This window comes from Arthrobacter sp. zg-Y1110 (assembly GCF_025244865.1).
Taxonomy (GTDB): domain Bacteria; phylum Actinomycetota; class Actinomycetes; order Actinomycetales; family Micrococcaceae; genus Arthrobacter_B.
This window is the reverse complement of record NZ_CP104273.1, coordinates 155,983-170,938: the sequence shown is the minus strand read 5'-3', so window position 1 is coordinate 170,938 and position 14,956 is coordinate 155,983. Positions and strand designations below refer to the sequence as shown.

At 64.8% G+C, this 14,956-nt stretch carries 19 protein-coding genes; 13 read left to right on the top strand and 6 right to left on the bottom strand.

Features of this window, described 5'->3' with window-relative positions; translation table 11 throughout:
• Nucleotides 1-25: 25 nt before the first annotated feature.
• The 5 genes from N2K99_RS17635 to clpX form a co-directional block, all read right to left on the bottom strand.
• Nucleotides 26-1,318 (bottom strand): Y-family DNA polymerase, encoded by a 1,293-nt coding sequence (locus N2K99_RS17635; RefSeq protein WP_227934315.1) that lies wholly within the window; start codon nt 1,316-1,318, stop codon nt 26-28.
• Between the two features lie 6 nt (nt 1,319-1,324).
• A complete protein-coding gene (locus N2K99_RS17630) occupies nt 1,325-1,756 on the bottom strand; it encodes a LexA family transcriptional regulator (protein WP_227934316.1) in 432 nt (143 codons plus the stop codon).
• Between the two features lie 82 nt (nt 1,757-1,838).
• Nucleotides 1,839-2,642: a hypothetical protein gene (locus tag N2K99_RS17625; RefSeq protein WP_227934317.1), complete on the bottom strand. Its 804-nt coding sequence runs from the start codon at nt 2,640-2,642 to the stop codon at nt 1,839-1,841.
• The gene (locus N2K99_RS17620) at nt 2,639-3,022 is read right to left on the bottom strand and encodes a hypothetical protein (protein ID WP_227934318.1); all 384 of its coding nucleotides are present in this window, start codon (nt 3,020-3,022) and stop codon (nt 2,639-2,641) included. The genes N2K99_RS17625 and N2K99_RS17620 overlap by 4 nt, the downstream gene beginning before the upstream one ends.
• A 76-nt stretch (nt 3,023-3,098) precedes the next feature.
• A complete protein-coding gene (gene clpX, locus N2K99_RS17615) occupies nt 3,099-4,364 on the bottom strand; it encodes an ATP-dependent Clp protease ATP-binding subunit ClpX (RefSeq protein ID WP_227934319.1) in 1,266 nt (421 codons plus the stop codon).
• Between the two features lie 273 nt (nt 4,365-4,637).
• Here clpX and N2K99_RS17610 point away from each other — a divergent pair, with 273 nt between their 5' ends.
• The 11 genes from N2K99_RS17610 (at nt 4,638) to N2K99_RS17560 (ending at nt 12,753) form a co-directional block, all read left to right on the top strand.
• Nucleotides 4,638-5,345 (top strand): hypothetical protein, encoded by a 708-nt coding sequence (locus N2K99_RS17610; protein ID WP_260554937.1) that lies wholly within the window; start codon nt 4,638-4,640, stop codon nt 5,343-5,345.
• Nucleotides 5,346-5,386: 41 nt separating this feature from the next.
• Entirely contained in the window at nt 5,387-5,959 is a 573-nt protein-coding gene (locus tag N2K99_RS17605) for a dihydrofolate reductase (protein ID WP_231711964.1), read from the top strand.
• A 599-nt stretch (nt 5,960-6,558) separates the two neighbouring features.
• Entirely contained in the window at nt 6,559-7,503 is a 945-nt protein-coding gene (locus tag N2K99_RS17600) for a hypothetical protein (protein ID WP_227934321.1), read from the top strand.
• A gap of 62 nt (nt 7,504-7,565) precedes the next feature.
• Nucleotides 7,566-8,393 (top strand): thioredoxin domain-containing protein, encoded by an 828-nt coding sequence (locus N2K99_RS17595; RefSeq protein WP_227934322.1) that lies wholly within the window; start codon nt 7,566-7,568, stop codon nt 8,391-8,393.
• A gap of 97 nt (nt 8,394-8,490) precedes the next feature.
• Nucleotides 8,491-9,153, top strand: coding sequence for a hypothetical protein (locus N2K99_RS17590; RefSeq protein ID WP_227934323.1), 663 nt, complete (start codon nt 8,491-8,493; stop codon nt 9,151-9,153).
• Between the two features lie 45 nt (nt 9,154-9,198).
• The gene (locus N2K99_RS17585) at nt 9,199-9,777 is read left to right on the top strand and encodes a DUF2637 domain-containing protein (protein ID WP_260554935.1); all 579 of its coding nucleotides are present in this window, start codon (nt 9,199-9,201) and stop codon (nt 9,775-9,777) included.
• Nucleotides 9,778-9,868: 91 nt separating this feature from the next.
• The gene (gene secG, locus N2K99_RS17580; protein WP_227934324.1) at nt 9,869-10,114 is read left to right on the top strand and encodes a preprotein translocase subunit SecG; all 246 of its coding nucleotides are present in this window, start codon (nt 9,869-9,871) and stop codon (nt 10,112-10,114) included.
• A 44-nt stretch (nt 10,115-10,158) separates the two neighbouring features.
• Nucleotides 10,159-11,466, top strand: a complete 1,308-nt coding sequence (gene secY / locus N2K99_RS17575) for a preprotein translocase subunit SecY (RefSeq protein ID WP_227934325.1) — start codon at nt 10,159-10,161, stop codon at nt 11,464-11,466.
• Nucleotides 11,463-11,906: a hypothetical protein gene (locus tag N2K99_RS17570; protein WP_227934326.1), complete on the top strand. Its 444-nt coding sequence runs from the start codon at nt 11,463-11,465 to the stop codon at nt 11,904-11,906. Before secY ends, N2K99_RS17570 begins: the two co-directional genes overlap by 4 nt.
• 28 nt (nt 11,907-11,934) lie before the next feature.
• Nucleotides 11,935-12,084 carry a hypothetical protein gene (locus N2K99_RS17565; RefSeq protein ID WP_227934327.1) on the top strand — a complete coding sequence of 50 codons (150 nt, stop codon included), beginning with the start codon at nt 11,935-11,937 and terminating at the stop codon, nt 12,082-12,084.
• 87 nt (nt 12,085-12,171) lie between these two features.
• Nucleotides 12,172-12,753 (top strand): hypothetical protein, encoded by a 582-nt coding sequence (locus tag N2K99_RS17560; RefSeq protein ID WP_227934328.1) that lies wholly within the window; start codon nt 12,172-12,174, stop codon nt 12,751-12,753.
• Here the strand turns inward: N2K99_RS17560 and N2K99_RS17555 are convergent.
• Nucleotides 12,750-13,496 carry a hypothetical protein gene (locus N2K99_RS17555; protein WP_227934329.1) on the bottom strand — a complete coding sequence of 249 codons (747 nt, stop codon included), beginning with the start codon at nt 13,494-13,496 and terminating at the stop codon, nt 12,750-12,752. The two genes, N2K99_RS17560 and N2K99_RS17555, sit on opposite strands and share 4 nt — an antisense overlap.
• Nucleotides 13,497-13,705: 209 nt before the next feature.
• Here N2K99_RS17555 and N2K99_RS17550 point away from each other — a divergent pair, with 209 nt between their 5' ends.
• Together N2K99_RS17550 and N2K99_RS17545 are read left to right on the top strand one after the other, a co-directional pair.
• The gene (locus N2K99_RS17550; RefSeq protein WP_227934330.1) at nt 13,706-14,266 is read left to right on the top strand and encodes a hypothetical protein; all 561 of its coding nucleotides are present in this window, start codon (nt 13,706-13,708) and stop codon (nt 14,264-14,266) included.
• A 15-nt stretch (nt 14,267-14,281) separates the two neighbouring features.
• Nucleotides 14,282-14,884 carry a hypothetical protein gene (locus N2K99_RS17545; RefSeq protein WP_227934331.1) on the top strand — a complete coding sequence of 201 codons (603 nt, stop codon included), beginning with the start codon at nt 14,282-14,284 and terminating at the stop codon, nt 14,882-14,884.
• Nucleotides 14,885-14,956: the final 72 nt, after the last annotated feature.

Genomic DNA, 14,956 nt, shown 5'->3' with positions numbered 1-14,956 from the left:
ATTTGACTCTGCGGGATTCACGTCCCTAGCCGGCCTTGACGACAGGCAGTTCGCTCCACTCCGTGGTGTAGCGCGGGGAGGAGAATTTCCTGGTCATCGTCCAGTCCGGCTGCGCGGAATTCATACCCGCCAGGCCGAGGCCGATGGACGCTGACCCGTACTTGTCGGTCACCTTACCCAGCAGCTCTCCGATGCGGCGCTTCTCGTGGGTCGTGACGAATTCCTCGAAGACCGGCTGGGCGCCGGCGGGGGAGAGGTCGGTGAGCATAACCCCTGCCCTGGCGTAGCGGATCCCTTCGGTCATCTGGGCGTCCATGGTTTCCACTGCGGCCTTGGTGAGGACAACCGGATCCGCCGTGGGTACTTCCAGGTGCGCTGCCGCGGACGGGAAGGACGATTCCTTGTCGTTGAAGTGGGAGGTGCCGGCGAAGACGGTCAGGATCCGTGTCAGCTGGTTCTCCTTGGCCAGGCGGACGGCCGCTTTCTGGGCGTAAACGCTCATCACCTGGCGCATCTCATCGCGGGTGGTGACCGGGGTGGAGAAGGACCGGGAGAAGATCATCTGTTTCTTGTCGGCGCGCTCCGATTCCATGGGCACGCACGGGATGCCGTTCAGCTCCAGGACGGTGCGCTGCAGGACGACGGAGAACCGGCTGCGGATCATGACAGGGTCAGCGGCGCGCAGGTCGGCAATCGTGTAGATGCCCAGGGTGTTCAGCTTCTTGCCGATCCTGGAGGCCACACCCCAGAGCCCGGTGACGGGCACCCGCGACATGATGGTGTCGACGGCGCCGGCCGGCATAGTGTCCAGGTTGCAGACGCCGCCCAGATGCGGGTTCTGCTTGGCGATGCGGTTCGCCAGCTTGGACAGTGTTTTCGTGGGCGCGATCCCCACACAGACCGGCAGTCCGATGTTGCGCAGGACGGCTGCCTTGATCTCCCGGCCGCGGGAATGCAGGTCCACCGGCTCGCCCGCCATGTGCAGGAATGCCTCGTCAATCGAATAGACCTCAGTGAAGGATGAGTAGCGGTCCAGCAGCTTCATGACGCGTGCCGACATCTCCCCGTAAAGCTCATAGTTGCTGCTGCGCTGGATCAGGCCCATGCGGGGTGCCGCCTCGGCCAGCTTGAACCACGGGGTACCGTTTTCGATGCCCAGGGCCTTGGCTTCATCTGAGCGGGCGACCACCATTCCGTCGTTATTGGAAAGCACCACGACCGGCCGGCCGGCCAGTTTCGGGTCGAAAACACGCTCCATGGACACGTAAGCACTGTTGACATCTACAAGGGCGATGCGGGGCCCGGGCGGATACAACACCTGCTCCTAGAGCTTATGGAGGCACCGGGTGGCGACACCCCACACGACTAGATCGCAGATCTCCGGGATCTCGATGTCCGGATAGTCCCGGTTCTCAGGGTGCAGAACCACCCCGCGGCTGTTCAGTACAAGACGCTTCACGGTCAGCTCGCCGTCGAGGATGGCCACAACGACGTTGCCGTCCCGCGGTTCCAGGGATCTGTCCACGATCAGCTCGTCGCCGTCGCTGATGCCGGCACCGGTCATGGAGTCGCCGCTGACCCTCACGATGAAGGTGGAAGTCGCGTCGGAAATCAGGTGTTTGTTCAGGTCCAGTCCGCCGTCGTAGTAGTCCTGGGACGGCGACGGAAACCCGGCCGGAACCGAAGAGGGGCTGACCGGTATTTCAAGGCCAGGATGGTTCCCGGGGAGTGGCTTGACCTCCGATACAGCTGCCATGGCACACCTCGCATAGAACATACTTTCGAACTAATTCAGGGTAGCACCCGGCTGAGTGCCGATGAGTCGGCGGGCAAAAAGGTTATCGGCTCGGGCGGGGGAGCCGGTAGTAGTCGGCAACGAAGGCGAAGTGAGGGTCAGTGCCGATGCCTCCGGAAGTGACCACCTGCGGGTCGTTGCTTCCAGGGGGCAGCCCCAGATCTTCCCTGCGGTCCCAGAAGGCCCAGCAGCGACCGAACAGGGTCTTTGATTCGAATGAAATACCCAGTGGTTCAGAGCCGTCCTCCAGCGTCTGCATCCGCAGGGTCTGTGCCAGCAGCGTGGTGAGTGCCCGGTTTTCACCCGTGATCGAGCCGATTGTGAGCAACTGCAGTTCCTCTGCCATGCCCTGGACAGCAGCGGCCGATGTCAGACGCTCCAAGGCGGTGAGCGTGTCGCGGTGGTCGATCCGCACCCACCAGCCTTTGGAAGGAAGAGACAGCTCGTGGATGGATCGGTCCATCTGCCAGGCGGCGGGGATCGCCCAGGGCGGCTCAACGCCATTGAGCTTCGCATCCTCCAGAACCTTGTTGACGTACTCATCGACCTTCCAGCCGATAGACTCCGCGGCCGCGGCGACTGCAGCGAGTTTCTTCCGGAAGACGCCGAGCACTTCGGCATAGGCGCACATTTCGGAATCCCCCGCGTAGACGGTGCAACCGACAGTGTCGTATCGACCGCGCCTGTCGACCAGCGCTGCCCCCGGCTCCGGCGTCGGAAGTGGGCCAACGTATTTGTTCTCCATGGCGGACAAGGGGTGGTAACGGTCCTGAGTGACGCGGAATCCTGTCTGCCCGTCCGCCTTGATGAGGTGGAGGCCGGTTCGGCTGCAGGTTTTCCCTGTCACGGGGCGTAGGTGTCGTACACGAAGGCTTCAGCGGCGCCGAGAACCTCCTGGCCGAGCTGGCGCTGGACGTACAGCACCGGCATCTCCTCGTCTAACCGCGGGTTGGCCCCCATCAGCCACGCCAGCGCAACGCTGGGGGCCTCGAACTGGGTAAGGGTCCGCCAGACGCGGTATCCCAGTCGGACTCTGGCGACAACTTCCGGCCGATCCGGGAGTGGACCGTCAGGTTTTGCCCATTTGTACGGCGAGGTCCGGTCCCTGACTCCGGCCATGGTTTGAACCACGGTAGCGCCAACGTTCTCGTTGAGTACCTTGACCAGGTCGTGGAAGTCCATTCTCATGGCCTCGTTGAAAATGTCGTTGCGGGAGGTAGTCTCCATGCACGCATCTTTCACCCTGGGCGTCACGAAAGCAACAGGAAAGCAACGTTAGATCAATCCCCAGGCTGCATTCAGGTTAGGCCGCCGTTTTGTGCCGCAGGCCCAGCTCCGCCTCGCCGGTTCCGCTCACGAGGGCTTCGGTCACGGTCACCGAGACGATGTCGTCACGCCCGGGCAGATCGAACATCAGCGGCATCAGGACTTCCTCCATGATGGCGCGCAGGCCGCGGGCGCCGGTGCCGCGCTCCAGTGCCATGCCGGCGATGGCCGTCAGCGCGGCGTCCTCGAAACGCAGGTCCACTCCGTCCTGGTGGAAGAGCTTGCCGTACTGCTTCACGAGGGCATTGCGGGGCCCGCTCATGATGTCCACGAGGGCGGCGTCATCAAGCGGGCTGACAGCGGTGATGATGGGCAGACGGCCGATGAATTCGGGGATGAGCCCGAACTTGACCAGGTCCTCGGGCCGGACGTCGGAGTGCGAGACATCCGGGACGGAGCTGGAAAGGCTTGCGCCGAACCCGATGCCCTTGCGTCCGGAGCGTTCCGCGATGACGCCCTCGAGTCCTGCAAAGGCGCCGGCGACGATGAACAGGACGTTCTTCGTGTCGATCTGGATGAGTTCCTGGTTCGGGTGCTTCCGGCCGCCCTGCGGGGGCACGTTGGCGACGGTGCCTTCGATGATCTTCAGCAGGGCCTGCTGCACGCCTTCACCGGAGACGTCCCGGGTGATCGAGGGGTTTTCGGACTTGCGGGCGATCTTGTCGATCTCGTCGATGTAGATGATCCCGCGCTGGGCGCGCTCGATGTCGCCGTCGGCAGCCTGGATGAGTTTGAGCAGGATCGTCTCCACGTCTTCGCCAACGTAGCCGGCCTCGGTCAGCGAGGTGGCATCCGCCACGACGAACGGGACGTCGAGGCGCTTGGCCAGGGTCTGTGCCAGGTACGTCTTGCCGCAGCCGGTCGGGCCCACGAGCAGGACGTTGGACTTGCCGACCTCCACACCCTCGAAGGCGCCTTCGTCATCGGCCGCGGGGGTGCCCAGCCCGATCCGCTTGTAGTGGTTGTAGACGGCCACCGACAGGGCGCGCTTGGCCGGCTCCTGGCCAACGACGTACTCCTGGAGGTGGTCGAAGATTTCCCGCGGGCGGGGCAGCTCGAATTCGGGTGCTGCAGGGGCGGGGGCTTCGGCTGCAGTCTCCTCTTCGAGGATTTCGTTGCACAGCTCGATGCACTCGTCGCAGACAGAGACTCCGGGGCCTGAGACGAGCTTGCGCACCGCTTCACGGCCTTTGCCGCAGAACGAGCACTTCATGCTGGTCGATGCTGAGCCGATTCGTGCCATTGGTGTTCCCCCTGTTGCTGGCCGGCTATCGTTCCGGCGTCTTGGATGCGCCATCAGGCGCGTGGTCTGTATCGGGTTCCTGTGCAGCAGATGCCTGCATCGGTCGGTTTCGGCCCCGGAAACTGTCCGGGCCGGCCGCCTTCCGGTGAACCTCAGACGGAAGCTTTACCACGTTTGCCGCACACATGGGATTCGGGACACCGTGCCGGAACCATCCGGCACCCCCGTTACGCACTACGATCTGACCTGATTCACACACTCACTGGGGGACCCTTGAAAGCACTTCGCTACCTTTTCCTGCCTATTCGGCGCATGTTCGACTTCACCGGAACTTCGAACAGGGCGGAGTACTTCACCCACACTGTCGTCTCGGGCTTCTTTACGTCCTTCGTGGTGCTGACGATCATGATCGCCAACAGCCTTGTCCTGAACTGGTACGTCATCCTGCCGCCCGAGATGCTCAACGATGAGGGCCAGCCGTCCCTGTGGCCCCGGATCCCGGGACAGTACCTGCCCTTCTTCCTCCTCGCCCTCATCGTGGTGATGCGGTTCCCGGTCTTCGCGCTGACCATCCGCCGCCTTCGTGACCAGCTTGCCAATCCGGCTGCCTACCTGTGGTTCCTGTTCTTCCCGCCCGCACTGTTCTTCTACGGGTTCGTTCCCACCTTCCGTGATTATCCGGTGACCCTGCCGGACGGGACAGTGACCATGCGCTCCAGGGAACTGATCGCCCGGCAGTGGCGGAACAACGCCATCGGCGCCGTGCTGATCTCCCTCGGCATCGGTGCAGTGGTCCGCGGCATGAACAACAGCGTCGGAGGCATGGAGCTGCAGGGCGGCGCACCGGTCAAGGGCCGCGGCGGAGAACTCTTCCACGCCGACGGCAGCTTCAACAACGCCAACAACATCCTGGGCGGCAGGAAGGCCCATATGCGCAACGGCCGCTCCGTCAGGGCATCGCACAACAAGTTCACCCTCTAAGATCGGGGACATGGACCCGATCTGCCGCACACATAGGGGTCATGACAGCAACAGCCACCAATAAGCAGACAACCCGGGAGGCACCCGTAATGCGTGCCGACAACGCGGTGATAGGGCTCATCTGGGCCCAGGGAACCTCCGGGGTGATCGGCTCCGGCGGTTCCATCCCCTGGCGCCTGCCCGAGGACCTTTCACACTTCAGTAAGATCACTTCCGGACACCCGGTCATCATGGGCCGCCGGACGTGGGAATCCCTCCCCGAAGCCGCCCGCCCGCTGCCCGGACGTACGAATATCGTGGTGACATCCAACCCGGACTTCACCGCCCCCGGTGCGGTGCGTGCAGGCAACCTTTATGCAGCGCTCATCGAAGCCAGCATGAGCGGCTCCGGCTCGGAACAGATCTGGATCATCGGCGGAGCGAGCCTGTACCGGGAAGCACTGAGCCTGGCCGACACGGTCGTGATCACCAGGGTTGACCTGGACGTGGAGGGGGACACCTTCGCCCCCGGGCTCGGACCTGAATGGGAGCTCGAGGAGGAAGAGCCTGCCTCAGGTGTCGCGACCGCCGCCAACGGCGTCCGCTACCGCTACGAACGCTGGACCTCCCGTTAGACACGAAACTGTCCTAAACGCGATCCCGGGAAGGGTTTCGGACAAGGTAAAGTAGAGGCAGCAAAGCCCCGCAGCTGTCCCCCATCTGCGGGGCTTTGTGCTGCCCGGGGTGCTTTTGGCGGCGACCCACCAGGCGAAAGAGGCCGGGAACAGGTCTTCGGAGGGGCCCTGCCAACCGTCCGGCGACCTAAAACAGCAGGTGAACCGACCCGCAGCCAGGTGCCGTTCCCCCGTTTTGCCGCGTGCTTCCGCAGTTTCCGGAAATTCTGCCGACTAAACCAACCTTGCCGACAGGAGGGGGAGGCCTCCATAAGAGAGAAAGGGCTATATATGAGCCCGAGGAAAGAGCACATATAGGAGCCCCTTATATATATCTCTCTCTTAACAGGTTGGTTAAGTTGGTTCTATATGGGGGCCCCTCTTTTCCCCTTTGATTCCGCGGATTTTTTCACCGACTCTCAGGTCGGCACCCGGTTGGTTCCGGTTGGCGGACCAGTCGGCAGCCGATCCGGCCCGGTGCCGATGGTCTGCGCATGTCCTCTGCCAGGAGGAACCACATGCCGGAGAAGAAAGCGGGCCGCCCCAAGGCCGCCCCTGCCATGACTACGAAACCAGCCGTGAAAGCGGCTCCCAAAGCTGCCGCACCCGCAAAGAAGAAACCCGCGGCCACGCCGGCGCGGAAAACCGCCAGGAAGGCTCCTGCGGCCACGGCAAAGGCAACACCGGCAGGACGTAGGAAAGCTCCTGCCAAGCCGGCAGCAGCCAAGAGGAAGCCTGCGGCGGGCACCAGGAAGCCTGCCTCGAAGGCTCCGGTGCGCAAGCACACCTCCCGGGCCCCGAAACCGAAGGCCATGGAGGCGCTCTACTCAGGCAAGATCTTCCGCTCCCGCCTGGAGGCACGCTGGGCCATCCTCATGGACCTGCTGGACATCAACTGGGACTACGAGCCATCCCACTACCAGGTCGGCCCCCACCTCTGGTACCTCCCCGACTTCTACCTGCCGCAGCACGAGCTCTGGCTGGAAGTGAAGGGGGCGGCATTCATGGACGCCGGATCAATGGCCAAGATCATCGCCACCATCGCCGGACCGATGCCCGTACCGCTGCGCGAGGCGCCCTACACACCGTCCCGGAAGCTGCTCATCGGAGGATCCCTGGCCAAGCCGGGTCCCGGCCGGGCGGTGCACACCCTGGTCACGCGTTCGCCTGCAGGCAAGGCGGACCTCACCTATGCCACCTTCGGCCGTGAGGGGGCAGTGCCCGCCGGTGAACCCTGGGACAGCGTGGAAGCAGACGGCATCGCCAAGGCACGCCGCCCGGCACCGTCCCGGCTCAAAGCACTGCTGGAACCGGACCCCATCGCACTGCAGTCCCCGGCAGACGTCGCAGCCGCCTACCGTTTCGCTGCCACAGCGGTCTTCGACGAGGCGACCCGGACGCTGGCCCCAAGCAATGACTACGTCATCACCGCCAAACTCTCTGCGCGCCGTTCCGGACGTCCCCTGGGCGCCGCAAGGACAGCCGCCGGAGCCCGGGGCGCATAGACACAAGAGATACGCCGCGGCGGAAAACCCTCCGCACCGGCACCCTCCGTGAAAGGCACAAGATGACCGAAGAAGAGCTGAGCAAAAAGGACAAGACCGAGCAGCGCAGGGCCCGGGCAGCAGCCAGGCTCAACGCAGAGAAGGCCCGCAGCCGCCGGCGCGCAATGATGTTCCGGACCGGAATCGTCCTGGCCGTGATAGCCGTCCTGGCCGCCGTCGCCGCCCTCATGATCAACAACCGCCCCCAGGAAGTCGCCTCCAGCGGGCCCGTGCCGTCGGCAGCGAACATCTACGGAGGCGTCAACGCCGCAGCACCCGAGAGCGGGGCAGATGCATCCGTGGATGCGGAGAAAATTCCAGGCTCAGTGGACGGCAAGCCTGCAGGCATCACCGCACCCGCCGAAGCAGACCCGGCCTCCGTAGTCCTTTACGTCGACCCGAACTGCGTGCACTGCGCCGAATTCGAGACCATGTACGGCGATTCCCTCAAGCAGAAGGCAGAGGAAGGGGCCATCAGCCTGGAAACCCGGACCATCGCCATCCTGGACCGCAACTCCCCGACGAACTACTCATCCCGGGCAGCAAACGCCATGGCCTGCGTGGCCGACGCCAAGCCGGAGAAGTACCTGGAGTTCACCGGCGCCGTCTTTGCCAACTACCCCAACGGCGAACTGGCCAACCAGGGCCTGGTGGATCTTGCCGAAGAGCACGGCGTCACCGGAATCAGCGACTGCGTGAAGGACGGCAAGTTCCGTCCCTTCGTGAAGTTCACGACCGAGGCCGCCACCGAGCACGGCATCACCGGCACCCCCACCATCTTCATCAACGGGGAAATGTGGGACCTGCAGGGCGACTTCGACACCGTCCTGAATGAAGCCATCGCCGGATAACGCCGACGAGAAGAGAAGGCCGCCGCTACGGAGAGATCCGCGGCGGCCTTCTTCATGTCCGGGGAGAGGGTCCCGGGATGCCGCACACATAGAAAGCATGAGCGAAACCCCCGCCCCCGAAGAATCCGATGCCCTCGACACTGACGCCCTCGGTTCCCTGCTGACCGCCATGTCCAAGGCTGCCGCCGATGAACGCACCGGATCCCCGGCCTATCGGGCCATGGAATCCGCAGGCACCGTAAGCCAGCTCGTACGGAGGCTGGAACACCAGACCACCACGGCCATCCTGGATGCCTGCGACGTGCTGACGGACAAGTTCGGGCTGGAAGACAAGCGCCCGCTCTACGATTACCTCTTCGAGATTCCGATGCGCTTCCGGCTCTACCGTGAAGCCTTCCGCGCCGAGACCCATGTCGGCTGCGTGGACCGCGCGGTGGAGAAGATCGCCGGTGAGATCGAGACGGCAGGCAACCCCGCCGAGGCCAAGTCCGAACCGCGGTACGCCAAGGCCGGACTTGCCGGCGACGGCAGCGGAGGGTCCATCGGCCCCGTAACGGCAGCCGACGCGCTGATCCTGGCAGACCTGTTCGACGACTCCCGCCGCATCCAGCGCATGTCATGCGACACCCGGGCCATCGCACAGCGCATCCTCGACTCCGGCGCCGGCGTCGATCCCGACAAGCTGGCCGGAACCGTCCGCCTGATCCTCAGCACCGCAGTGGACATCGCCCGTGAAAAAGACGGCCTCGAGACCCGCTAACGGCCATCCGCCGACGACGAACCACACCGGAGCACCAGAAACCCCATGAGCAAGAACGCCACACCCCTGTCCCGCCCCATCGTCATGACCGGCTTCGCCACCACGGTCATCATTGCCGCCGGAGCGTTCATCCTTTCCTTCTCGGCCCTGACAGACCTTGCCGTCATGTCGGGCCTGAACCCTGACCTCGCCTGGATCTGGCCGATCATCGTCGACGGCCTCATCGTGGCCGCCACCGTGGCCATCGTGGCGCTGGCCGGCCATGAAAAGCGGGTCCTCGCCTACCCGTGGGCGCTGCTCTTCTTCGGCGCCGTCGTCAGCACGGCCGCTAACGCCGTCCACGCAATCCTGGCCGTCGGCGGAGACGGGGCGGTGCCCGCAGTTGTTTCAGCCATCGTTGCCGCCATGCCGCCGGTCGTACTCCTGGCCATCACCCACCTGACAGTGATCCTCGTGCAGAAGTCCGCTGCGAAGCCCGTCAAGAAGCCTGCCGCGGCACGCCGTTCAACCGCACGCAAGCCAGCGGAATCCGTCGAGGTCCCCCGCTCCCCGGCACCGGCGAAACCCCCGGTGGAACGTGCGGCCGAAACCCCCGCGCACGCACCGGCACTGAGCATCGCCTGAAGGCGCGGCGCGCCGTCAACCCGCGGAACGCATAGAGAACATATGCCGGAAAAATCCCCTGCCGGCACCACCACGAAGGATTCCCACCCCCATGAATTTTCTGACTATCGCCCTGCAGGTCCTGACCGCGGCCCTTAGCCTCGCGCTGATCGGCATGGTCCTGCTGCACAAATCCAAGGGCGGGGGAGCAACCGACATCTTCGGCGGAGGAATGACCAGCAGTCTGGCCTCCACCGGTGTCGCCGAGAAGAACATGCTGCGCGTGACCGTCACCATCGCCGTGCTCTGGACCCTGTCCATTGCCGCGACCGGTGTGCTCGTGCGCTTCAACGCCTGATCCTCCTTCCACCCCGCCCCGACTCCTCAAAGGAGGACCAGCCCGTGCTGGAACCTATCAAACGCGTATTTCAGAGCCCTGATCTGCGCACGAAGATCTTCTTCACCCTGGGCGTTCTCGCCCTCTACCGCCTGGGATCATTCATTCCCGCCCCGGGCATCAACGCCACCAACGTCAAGCAGTGCCTGGACGGCGGCACCACCACCGGCGGCGTCTATGACCTGGTGAACATGTTCTCCGGCGGGGCACTGCTCTCCGTGTCGATCCTCGCCCTGGGCGTCATGCCGTACATCACTGCGTCCATCCTCATGCAGCTGCTGCGCGTGATCGTCCCCCGTCTGCAGGAACTGCACAAGGAAGGCGCCTCCGGCACAGCCAAGACCACCCAGTACACCCGCTACGTCGCCGTCGGCCTCGCCGCGGTCAACGCCACCACCGTCGTCACCATGGCCCGCAACGGCACTCTCATGGGCGGCTGCCAGCTGCCGATCGTGGCCAACGATTCCGTCATGACCGCACTCATCATGATCATTGCCCTGACCGCAGGCGCCATGCTGGTCATGTGGATGGGTGAAAAGATCACCGAGCACGGCGTCGGCAACGGTCTTTCCCTGCTCATCTTCACCTCCATTGCCGCCGGCTTCCCGTCCTCCCTCGGAGCCATCGGACAGACCCAGGGCTGGGGCGTCTTCGCTGCCGTCATCGCCGTCGGCCTGCTCACCATGACGCTGGTCGTTCTGGTCGAACAGTCCCAGCGCCGCCTGAAGGTCGTCTACTCCAAGCGCGTCGTGGCAGGCAAGACCTACGGCGGCAACGCCACGTTCCTGCCCATCAAGGTCAACATGGCCGGCATCGTTCCCGTCATCTTCGCGTCAGCGCTGCTCTCCCTGCCGTCCATGGCCGCCCAGTTCGCCACGAAGCCGGACGGGACCAGCCCCGACTGGGCCGTCTGGATCACCCGCTACCTGACCGTCGGTGACCACCCGCTGTACATGGCGGTCTACTTCCTGCTCATCGTCGGATTCGCGTTCTTCTACGTCTCCATCACCTTCGAGCCGGACGAGATCGCCGAGAACATGCGCAAGTACGGCGGCTTCATTCCCGGCTACCGTGCCGGCAAACAGACCCGCGACCTGCTGGCGTACACCTCGAACCGCATCACGGCTTTCGGTGCCCTCTACATCGGCATCCTGTCGCTCATCCCGCTGATTGCCCTCGTGCTGATCAACGCCAACCAGAACTTCCCGTTCGGCGGCGCAGCCATCCTGATCATCGTCGGGGTGGGACTGGAAACCATCAAGCAGATCAGCTCGCAGGTCGACCAGCGCAACTACGGCAGCCTCCTGAGGTGACAGGGGAAGGAAGGCCCGTCCTGGTGGAAATCCTGGACGGGCAGCTGCGGAGCGGCGACACCACGGAACTGGACCTGGTCCGCACCATGAACAGCGCCATCGCCGCTTCGCCCCCGGACACGGAAACGAGTGCCCGAACCATGGTGCTCATCTACATGTCCGGGGCCCTTCGCCGCCTCATCGCCCGCCGCTACCGGGCCGCACTGCTCTCCGGACGCCTCATCCGGGCATGGCAGCTGCACGAGGCGCTGTGGGACGTGACGGAATACTCCATGGGCCTCACAACCTCCCGCACCCGGGACCCGGACGCAGACTTCCTTCGGGTACAGCTGCTGCAGCTGAGCCTTGCCAACCGGAACGCGGACCCTGCCGGGGATCTGGCCCGCGCCGCACGGGCCATGGTCCGTGTGGCCTCCGCCGGGACCAGCCCGGTCGAGTGAACAACGTCCTGCCGCACACATAGAAACCATGCCGAAGAAGAACAAGCGTCCCGAGCTCCTGTGCATCATCTGCAGCGGAGGCGGCCGTGACATCAACGGCGCCCATACCGTCTGTGCCCTCTGCGAGCTCCAGGGACTGGCAGTGCCGCAGGCCGGCGAAGAGGCCCTGGCCGCCTGAGGGCGACCGGAAACCCCCGTCAGCGCCCGGAGCGCATAGAGAGAGATAGGAGCACTTCACACTATTTCCTGAAAGGGGACCCATCGCATGCACATCCCGCCGCGGTACCAGGCATTTGTCGACAGCGATCAGGAACCCATGGAACGGCTCCGGAAGGGGCGCGGACGGCTGGCCGCCTACCGCTCCTCCAACCCGGACGTACGCAAAGCGGTCCGGCTGACCACGCGCAGCGAACTGAACAAAGTCCGCCGCTCGGCACGCAGCCTGAAGATCACCATGACCTGCGACGAAACCCTCGCCGACCTTCGGGTTCTCGCGTACAACACCTATGCGGAACTGGCCTGGGATGACGGACGCCGGGTCCCGGACATAGAGAAGATGCGCCCGGAGAACCTTGACCGCGTCACCGTGAATTACATCCGGCACAACAGGACCAAGTACGACCACACCCTGATCGTCAACAGCCTGAACTCCAATGACCTGCGCCGCTCGTACAACATCGAGCTCAAGATCAAATGCCTGGCAGAGATTGCCCGGGTATTCCCGGACCTGGCCCTTGAATGTGAGCGCCAGCGGCTGGCAGTGAGCCGCAGCCTGAAGGAGGCGGTGGACCGGATTGCCGCCAACGAGGAAGCCGGCCTGGGCCTGCCCCACGCCGAGGCAGCCTAGTATTCGGCCACGCAGGATCCACGGCCAAGCACCGACAGGCCCTCAAGATCCCCGGCAGCAAATACAGCCACCTCACCGGCCTCCGGATTCATGAGCTGATCCGGGTCCCCGACATGGGCCAGTCCGGCCACATGCCCCAGTTCATGTCCGATGACCGAACGCACCACACCGGCACCGTCCCGGTCACCGAGCAGCGGCCCGAGCTGCGGGGCGTCCAGGATCACCTGACCGGTGGCGTAAATCCACGGCTGGGACCCGGCCTTCACCGGCGTGCTGCCGCCCAGCCCGGCAGCGGGACCCTCCAGGGCCTGAACCTCCGCAGGGCCGGACCATGCGATAAGCACCGGTGCCCACCTGTCTCCGTACAGGGCCTGCTGATATTTCTCCCGGTCCGTGGAAGGCCGCTCCGAGGACAACCCCTCGTAGACGAAATCCAGTCCGGTTGCTGCGGCGACGTCGTCGACCGCCTCGAACACCAGCTCGTCGCTGCCGTCCGGGCGGCCCTGTTCGGCGATCACGTACCGGACCGGATCGCACGGATCGAAGGCAACAACTGCCTGGCCGGCTGTGCCCGTGAAAGCGTAGGGAGCATCCGGAGAAGGATCAGCTGTGACGTTTCCTGCCCGGGTTGTGCCGCCGCCGGCGCGGGGCCAGTCACCGCGGAGTGCCTCGAGCCCTGCTCCCACCCCGGCAGAGGTCATCGGAACCATCGTCGCCAGCCAGAACGCACCTGCCACGGCCATCCCCGGCACCGCGCCCGACAGGAATCTGTCCCGTGGCCTGTGGGCCCTATGGGCAGGACTGCGCCCGCTGCCGATCATGGATCCGCCCCCAGCGGTCGTCACCCGGAAGCCACCCCGGCCGCCGGCCACCCGGTCCAGGTGGAGTGCCAGACTAACAGCGGCCGCCCCCGGTTCCGCTCGGCTGCCGGAGCCGCCGCACACAGAGGGGCATGACTTCCAACCCTTTCCAGAAACGTGACCGCGGCGGCAGATTCGACTTCGACACCCACGCCGAACCAGGTATCGGACCGCTGGCCGCCCAGCCCTCCGAAACGACCAGGCAGAGCCTGAGCCGACGGGAGGAACTTGCCCGCCGTGCCGCCGAGCTGCAGGCAGAGATCGCCATCGAGTCCGCAGCAGCTCTCGCCTCCCACACGCGGGACGTTTTCCCCGACGCCGAATACCTGGAGATCACTGCCGACGATGTCCACGGCAACGGAGCCAGGGTCACCGGGATCCGCGGTCCGGAAGACAGGCTCCTTGCCCGCCGCGGCGGATCATCCAGAACCCCCTCCGAGGTCTACTCCCGATGGGCGTCCATGGGCCGCGGGGAAGAATCCACGGCTGCACTGACTGCGGACCTCCAGGGCAGGCTCGACCACCTTGGCGAAGCCGCCACGCTCACCTCCAAGCCCCGCGAAGGCAACTTCGGCGTCTATGCCGGCGGCTGCACCTTCACCCTCGACATCAACAAGGCCCTTGAAGCCTCCAACCGCCGCACTGCGGCCTGACGAAGGAACAGACCCATGCCTGATGTCTCCAGCCGCCGCCGTGAAACCGGCACCGGTATTGCCGGCCGCTTCGCCTCCGAAGAGCACGCTGAGTCCGCCGTCATCCTGCCGGCCAACCCCGTCCTCGCAGCATCGACCGTTGAATGGGCCAGGAACCTCACCGGCACCTACGACGCGGACTCCACCGACGGGTACTACGACGCCATGGGCGAGATCTTCGACGCCGCCCGGACAGTAGCCGAACAGGGAACCGCCGGGAACCGGGAACTCAGTGCGGAAAAGGTCGAATGGGCCAGGAACCTCACCGGTACCTACCGTGCCGACAGCACCGACGGGTACTACGACGCCATGGGCGAGATCTTCGACGCCGCCTCGACCGTGGCCGTACGGTCCCCGGAGGAACTCCGCACTGTCAGGCTGAAGGACGAAGCGGCCCTCCTATCCCGTGAGACCGGCGTCAGCGCCGAGGACATCGAGCTGTTCCAGGACGCCGCCCAATACGTCACCCCCGGCACCGACGACTGGCTGGCGGAGATGAACATCTGGGCGGACATCATGGACTGCGACCGGGCCACCACCGACACCATCGACACCCGCATGAGGGCGGCAGCCGGCTAAGCGGAACGCGATGGGTAGATTCCTTGCACCTGCCGCACACATGAGTAATACCGGCTAACCGGCAGGTGTATT

What these genes read in the sequence shown, in the direction of transcription:
- N2K99_RS17630 (WP_227934316.1), bottom strand. Translation starts at nt 1,756, where the DNA reads ATGGCAGCTGTATCGGAGGTCAAGCCACTCCCCGGGAACCATCCTGGC.
- N2K99_RS17620 (WP_227934318.1), bottom strand. Translation starts at nt 3,022, where the DNA reads ATGGAGACTACCTCCCGCAACGACATTTTCAACGAGGCCATGAGAATG.
- clpX (WP_227934319.1), bottom strand. Translation starts at nt 4,364, where the DNA reads ATGGCACGAATCGGCTCAGCATCGACCAGCATGAAGTGCTCGTTCTGC.
- N2K99_RS17605 (WP_231711964.1), top strand. Translation starts at nt 5,387, where the DNA reads ATGACAGCAACAGCCACCAATAAGCAGACAACCCGGGAGGCACCCGTA.
- N2K99_RS17600 (WP_227934321.1), top strand. Translation starts at nt 6,559, where the DNA reads ATGACTACGAAACCAGCCGTGAAAGCGGCTCCCAAAGCTGCCGCACCC.
- N2K99_RS17595 (WP_227934322.1), top strand. Translation starts at nt 7,566, where the DNA reads ATGACCGAAGAAGAGCTGAGCAAAAAGGACAAGACCGAGCAGCGCAGG.
- N2K99_RS17590 (WP_227934323.1), top strand. Translation starts at nt 8,491, where the DNA reads ATGAGCGAAACCCCCGCCCCCGAAGAATCCGATGCCCTCGACACTGAC.
- N2K99_RS17585 (WP_260554935.1), top strand. Translation starts at nt 9,199, where the DNA reads ATGAGCAAGAACGCCACACCCCTGTCCCGCCCCATCGTCATGACCGGC.
- secG (WP_227934324.1), top strand. Translation starts at nt 9,869, where the DNA reads ATGAATTTTCTGACTATCGCCCTGCAGGTCCTGACCGCGGCCCTTAGC.
- N2K99_RS17565 (WP_227934327.1), top strand. Translation starts at nt 11,935, where the DNA reads ATGCCGAAGAAGAACAAGCGTCCCGAGCTCCTGTGCATCATCTGCAGC.
- N2K99_RS17560 (WP_227934328.1), top strand. Translation starts at nt 12,172, where the DNA reads ATGCACATCCCGCCGCGGTACCAGGCATTTGTCGACAGCGATCAGGAA.
- N2K99_RS17555 (WP_227934329.1), bottom strand. Translation starts at nt 13,496, where the DNA reads ATGGCCGTGGCAGGTGCGTTCTGGCTGGCGACGATGGTTCCGATGACC.
- N2K99_RS17550 (WP_227934330.1), top strand. Translation starts at nt 13,706, where the DNA reads ATGACTTCCAACCCTTTCCAGAAACGTGACCGCGGCGGCAGATTCGAC.
- N2K99_RS17545 (WP_227934331.1), top strand. Translation starts at nt 14,282, where the DNA reads ATGCCTGATGTCTCCAGCCGCCGCCGTGAAACCGGCACCGGTATTGCC.